6 protein-coding genes are annotated in these 5,315 nt (G+C 63.2%); 4 read left to right on the plus strand and 2 right to left on the minus strand.

All coding sequences use genetic code 11. From position 1 onward, the window contains the following. Window positions 1–592, plus strand: a 592-nt coding sequence (locus VE092_RS07100; protein WP_324875236.1) for a LysR family substrate-binding domain-containing protein, incomplete at its 5' end; no start/stop codon positions are given. Here the strand turns inward: VE092_RS07100 and VE092_RS07105 are convergent. Together VE092_RS07105 and VE092_RS07110 are read right to left on the minus strand one after the other, a co-directional pair. Then, window positions 589–2,244 (minus strand): methyl-accepting chemotaxis protein, encoded by a 1,656-nt coding sequence (locus VE092_RS07105; protein WP_324875238.1) that lies wholly within the window; start codon window positions 2,242–2,244, stop codon window positions 589–591. The genes VE092_RS07100 and VE092_RS07105 overlap by 4 nt on opposite strands. Window positions 2,245–2,365: 121 nt before the next feature. Beyond that, window positions 2,366–3,163, minus strand: a complete 798-nt coding sequence (locus VE092_RS07110; protein WP_182994082.1) for a transporter substrate-binding domain-containing protein — start codon at window positions 3,161–3,163, stop codon at window positions 2,366–2,368. Window positions 3,164–3,548: 385 nt separating this feature from the next. On the opposite strand from VE092_RS07110, the gene dkgB reads away from it, so the two are divergent. The 3 genes from dkgB to VE092_RS07125 form a co-directional block, all read left to right on the plus strand. Continuing rightward, window positions 3,549–4,370 carry a 2,5-didehydrogluconate reductase DkgB gene (dkgB, locus tag VE092_RS07115; RefSeq protein WP_324875240.1) on the plus strand — a complete coding sequence of 274 codons (822 nt, stop codon included), beginning with the start codon at window positions 3,549–3,551 and terminating at the stop codon, window positions 4,368–4,370. A gap of 93 nt (window positions 4,371–4,463) precedes the next feature. Then, on the plus strand, window positions 4,464–5,066 hold the full coding sequence (locus tag VE092_RS07120; RefSeq protein ID WP_324875242.1) for a TetR/AcrR family transcriptional regulator: 603 nt from the start codon (window positions 4,464–4,466) through the stop codon (window positions 5,064–5,066). A gap of 112 nt (window positions 5,067–5,178) precedes the next feature. Further along, window positions 5,179–5,315 (plus strand): 2-dehydropantoate 2-reductase N-terminal domain-containing protein (locus tag VE092_RS07125; protein WP_324875136.1); only part of this gene is annotated, 137 nt, incomplete at its 3' end.

Consider the following 5,315-nt stretch of genomic DNA (forward strand, 5'->3'; position numbering starts at 1 on the left):
CAGCTTTCACCAGGCCGAGCCACGGATTGCCATGTCACTGGAACCGGGCCTGTCGGCCCGGCAACTGGAACGGATCAGGGAAGGCGAACTGGATGCCGGTTTCCTGGCCTGGCGCTATCCGCCCAACGACCAGTTCCTGGCGGGTGAATTCAACGAGATCGAAGTCTTCGAGTGTCGACTCAAACTGGCGCTACCCCGCGACAGCCGGCTGGCCCGCCAGGTGCCGGTCCATCTGTTGGCACTGCGCGAAGAGCCGGCGATCTGGTTCCCGACCGAGGTGGCGCCGGGCTACGACCAGTTCCTCAACTACCAGTGCCAGACGGCTGGACTGGTGCCGCGCAAGGCGCAACTGGCCAGCGACGTACTGAGCATTCTCGGCCTGGTGGCCGCCGGCGTGGGCTATGCCATCGTCTCTGACGTGAGTGCCTATACCTGCCCGGAAGGGGTGGTGCTAGTCGACCATCCGGAACTGACCATGCGCCACCCCGTCTCCTTCGTCTATCGCGCCGATAACGGCAACCCCACGCTGGGCCGCTATATTGCCCATCTGGAAGGAGCCCAGCCGCTGCCCATGACGGACACCACCGGCTAACGCGGCTGGGGCACGAGCAGGCGCGGCTGCGGCGGCGCGCCGACAGTCACCACCGGCGACGACGCCAACGCGTGCCGGGAGGCAGGCGACGCTTCTCCGGCCTGCGTCCCGATCGCGAAAATACTGACCACCTGCGTCAGCTCGCCCGCCTGCGCACGCATCGAAGCAGCAGCGGCGGCGGCCTGTTCGGCCAGGGCAGCATTCTGCTGGGTCAGGTCGTCGAGCTGGGCCACGGCATCGTTGACCTGCTGGATGCCCTCGCTCTGCTGGGCAGTGGCCACGCTGATGTCATCGACAATGGCTTGGACGTGCTCAACGCTTTGCACCACACGTTGCATGGTGGCGCCGGCCACTTCCACCAGCGCGCTGCCGGCCACCACCTTCTGCACCGAATCATCGATGAGCGACTTGATCTCCCTGGCGGCGGCCGCCGAACGCTGCGCCAGGGAGCGCACCTCCGACGCCACCACCGCGAAACCACGCCCCTGCTCCCCGGCGCGAGCGGCTTCCACGGCCGCATTCAGGGCCAGGATATTGGTCTGGAAGGCGATGCCATCGATCACGCCGATGATGTCCACGATCTTGTCGGAAGAGGCGTGGATCTTTTGCATGGTACCGACCACCTTGCCCACCACCGACGCGCCCTCGCCCGCCACCGATGATGCCGAGGCCGCCATCTGGCTGGCCTGGCGAGCGTTGTCCGCATTGGTCCCCACGGTAGCGATGAGTTCTTCCATGGCCGATGCGGTCTCTTCCAGCGCCCCTGCCTGCTGCTCGGTGCGCGAGGAGAGGTCGAGATTACCCTCTGCCATTTCAGCGGAGGCCAGCGTGATGGAATCGGTGCCGTGCCGCACCTGGCTGACGATATCGCGCAGGCGCTGGCTCATGTCCTGCAGGGCCGTCATCAGTTGCCCGATCTCGTCGCGCGAGGTCGGGCTGACGGTGGCCGTCAGATCACCCCGCGCCACCCGCTCCGACAATGCCACTGCCTGCCGCAGTGGACGCACGATGCTGCGCGTGAGCAGCCAGGCACAGACCACGCCGAAGAACAAGGCTGCCACCTCCAGCACCACCAGCAGGATGCGGCTGTCACGCGAGAGCCGCTCGATGTTCTGCGAAGCGGCATCGATCTCGGCCTGCTGCGCCTGCTGCAGCGTCCGTACGGCCGCCAGATACTGCTTGGCCAGCGGCATGAATTCCTGGATCAGGGTACTGCTGGCCAGCTCCTGTTCACCGGTGGATTTGAGATCCATGATCTTGAGGAATATCTCCTTGTAGCGGCGCTGGTATTGGCCTATTTCCGCCAGCAGGGCCTGCTCTTTCCCTGCCACCAGCAGCGGCGTCAACTGCGCCTGCAGGTCTGCGATTTCCTTGTTGGCGGCCATTTCCTCGTTGAGAAAGTAACTGCCCAGCGTCGAATCGACACTGCGCGACATCGCCACCGAACGCATCACACCAGCGCGCAGGCTGCCGACCCAGGCAGAGATGAGGCGCTCCTTCAAGGCCGAATGATGGACCATCTCATGGGTGACATCGGAGACGATCTGCAGGCGCCAGATACCCAGCACCATGACGAGGATGGACAAAGCCAGCACGATGGCGAAACCGACCGCCAGGCGGGTCCCGATACGGATACCAGAGAGAAATTTCATTGCCGTTCCTTGCGAGAGCGGATGCAGATGTGGATACGGATGGGGATGTGAAGCACGGCCGACGACTGTTCCATCCGGAGAATGCGGCGCGCGAGGACCGCGCGCCACCGACTGATGGGTCTTACTGATAGGTGGTGGCGATCTTCTCGGGCAGCGGCACGTTGAGCCACTTCTTGACCAGACCATTGAGTTCGCCACTCTTCTTGGAGGCGGTCAGCACGTCGTTGATCTTTGCCACCAGCGCAGTCTCGCCCTTGTTGACGCCGACGAAACAGGTCGACACATTGATGACGTACTTCAGCACCGGCTTGTTGGAGGGCGTCTTCTCGGCCAGCGAATAGGCGACGAAGTCACCCGTGCCGACGATCTGTACCTGCCCGGCGACATAGGCCGACACCAGTCCGTTGTTGTCTTCGTAGCGCTTCAGGACGGTGGTCTTGGGTACCGTATCGGTGAGCATCAGGTCTTCGAAGGTGCTGCGGGTGACGCCCACGGTCTTGCCCGCCAGATCGGCCGGGCCGCTGATCTTCAGCGCAGCGATACCAAAGACGCTGTTGTTGTACGGCGCGTAACCCTGCGAGAAATCCATCACCTTCTCGCGCTCGGCATTCTTGCCGAGGGTGGAGATGATCATGTCGATCTTGTGGCTCTGCAGGAAGGCCACCCGGCTGGAGGTGGGGACCGGGATCAGCTCGGCCTTCACGCCCATGCCCTTGGCCACCAGCCGTGCCACATCGATATCCAGCCCTTGCAGCTGCAGGTCGCCATTGACCGCGCCGTAGGGCGCGAAGTCCTGCGGCACGCCGATCCTGACGACCCCGGCCTTCTGGACCGAGGCCAGCGTGTCGGCCATGGCCGCGCCACCCGCAGCAGCAGACAAGGTGATGGATGCGGCAATGGCGAGCTTGATGACGTGCATGGTGTTCCCCCTGAGATGATTTCCGGACGCGCCGGAAGGTCTGATGTAAGGCCATCCAGCGATGGCTGGCGCCAGTGTAATCAGCCCATATCAGGCTTGGAAATTACCGAGTTGCGATAGGGCATATACCCTGAAGGTATATGACGAGCCAGGCAGGTCGCGGCTCCCGGCTGGCGGGACGAAATCATTTAAATAATATCCAGAATGATCGCCCGGCGGGAACACCATGCCTGTACCGCCAAACATTATTGAGTTGTGATCAACAATGATTTGCCGACGGAGCACTTCAAGCAACAAAGGATTTGTCCGATACTCGATCGCACTGATGCCGCCGCCCAGGCAGTTCCCGTCTGGCGGCCCTCATCCTCAACGCAAAGGACAAGACATGCACAACGCCCCCGCCCCTTCCACCCTCCCCGCCCTGGGCCTGGGCACCTTCCGCCTCAAGGACCAGCAGGTCATCGACTCGGTACGCACCGGCCTGGAGCTGGGCTATCGCCATATCGATACCGCGCAGATCTACGGCAACGAAGCCGAAGTCGGCCAGGCGCTGGCCGAGAGCGGCGTGGCCCGTGATGCGCTGTTCGTCACCACCAAGATCTGGACCGAAAATCTGTCGCGCGACAAGCTCATCCCCAGCCTCAAGGAAAGCCTGCAGGAGCTGCGCCTGGAACAGCTCGACCTGACGCTGATCCACTGGCCCTCGCCGCAGGACGCGCTGCCGGTGGCCGACTACCTGCAGACGCTGGCCGAAGCCAAGGCACAAGGCCTGACGCGCCTGATCGGCATCTCCAACTTCACCATCGCCCACATGGAGCAAGCCATTGCCGCCGTCGGTGCCGACCAGATCGCCACCAACCAGGTCGAGATCCATCCCTTCCTGCAGAACCGCAAGCTGATCGAATACGCCCGCACCCAGGGCATCCACCTGACCGCCTACATGCCCCTGGCCTACGGTAAGGTGATGCAGGATGCGACACTGCTGGAGATCGCCGCCAGGCACGGCGTCTCGGCCGCGCAGGTGGCGCTGGCCTGGTCGCTGCAACAGGGCTTCGCGGTGATCCCCTCGTCCACCCGGCGCGAGAACCTGGCTAGCAACCTGGCCGCGGGCAAGATCAGCTTGTCAGACGCCGAGATGAGTGCCATCGCAATGCTGGATCGCGGCGAACGCCTGGCCAATCCGGACTTTGCGCCGCACTGGGACTGAGCGCGGCAAGGCCGTCGGCAGGAGAAAGTCAGGGCGCAGATCGCTTATTATGTCGCTCTCCTGCCCACCCCAACCGCCCTCCCTGGAACAGCCATGCCGCGTGTCTCCCTTGAACAAGCCGAACTGAATCGTGATCGCATCGAAGACGTATCGGCCCAGCTATTTCGTGAACTGGGCATCGACCGGGTCAGCGTGGTCGATCTGATGAAGGCGGCCGGCCTCACGCACGGTGGTTTCTACGGCCACTTCAAATCCAAGGACGAACTCGCCGCCATCGCCTGCACCCGCGCCTTCGATCTGTCGCGCGAAAAATGGGAGGCCAGCGTCACGCAAAGCAGATCGCCGGCCGCTGCCCTGGGTGCCATCATCAACCGCTACCTCAGTCCGGAAAACCGCAACGCGCCGGGCACGGCCTGCCCGGCGGCCATGTTGGCCAGCGATGTCGCCCGCGAAGATGAGGATAAGCCGGTACGGGAGGCCTATCGCGCCGGTCTCGATGACTTGCTCGACAGCCTGGGCGCACTGCAGGAACAAGGGGGCCCCAAGACCCGACGGCGGCATGCCATCACCCAGCTCTCCACCATGGTGGGCGCATTGCTGCTGGCCCGGGCCAGCGGGACGACGGCACTCTCTGATGAAATCCTCGACGCGGCCCGAAAAGAACTGCTCGCCGACCTGAAAGAAAGCCGGTCCTAGCCCTCCCCGGCTGAAGTCCCATCGCTGCAGTATCGTCCGCAGGCCTGCATGTCGAGCAGGCTTTTTCCGATTTATATATTATGGTCAACATTTATTTATCGGATGAACGAACATGAAGATACTGGTTCTCGGCGCTGGCGCCATGGGAGGATATTACGGTGCGCGTCTGATTGAAGCGGGCCAGGACGTCAGTTTCCTGGTGCGTGAGCGGCGTGCCCGGCAATTGCAACAGGAGGGACTGGTCATCGA

It is taken from the genome of Herbaspirillum sp. (assembly GCF_035644555.1).
Classification (GTDB): Bacteria; Pseudomonadota; Gammaproteobacteria; order Burkholderiales; family Burkholderiaceae_D; genus Herbaspirillum.

Coding starts and splice junctions, on each gene's coding strand:
- VE092_RS07120 (WP_324875242.1), top strand. CDS start 4,464: ATGCCGCGTGTCTCCCTTGAACAAGCCGAACTGAATCGTGATCGCATC.
- dkgB (WP_324875240.1), top strand. CDS start 3,549: ATGCACAACGCCCCCGCCCCTTCCACCCTCCCCGCCCTGGGCCTGGGC.
- VE092_RS07110 (WP_182994082.1), bottom strand. CDS start 3,163: ATGCACGTCATCAAGCTCGCCATTGCCGCATCCATCACCTTGTCTGCT.
- VE092_RS07105 (WP_324875238.1), bottom strand. CDS start 2,244: ATGAAATTTCTCTCTGGTATCCGTATCGGGACCCGCCTGGCGGTCGGT.